The 292-nt window shown below is 36.3% G+C and carries 1 protein-coding gene; it reads right to left on the reverse strand.

Annotation, left to right across the window (positions count from 1 at the left end; genetic code table 11):
* Positions 1–292 (reverse strand): hypothetical protein (locus tag FDX22_RS15825; protein ID WP_222592525.1); only part of this gene is annotated, 292 nt, incomplete at both ends.

Below are 292 nucleotides of genomic sequence, written 5' to 3' on the forward strand. Positions count from 1 at the left end.
ATCATTGAACTCTGTTTTAACTCTATCTGCTATATATCCTGAATACAGTTTACCGTCATACCATATATCTACCAAGTCATTAACATACAAAGGTAAGAGTTCGTTTTGGTTAAAGAATAACCTTGTGACGATCGTGGAGGGTGAAATTTCAGCTTTAATAGTAGATATATCTGGCGGGTTTCCGTGTTCATCTCTATCATAAAACAATGTTTTAGCTGTTCTTACATCTGGCAAGTCTGTTCCGTCTCCGCCATAAGTGCTATAGTCAATGACATCTCCATTATTTTTTGCT

Origin of the sequence: Citrobacter sp. TBCS-14, from assembly GCF_005280805.1 — a bacterium.
Classification (GTDB): domain Bacteria; phylum Pseudomonadota; class Gammaproteobacteria; order Enterobacterales; family Enterobacteriaceae; genus Citrobacter; species Citrobacter gillenii.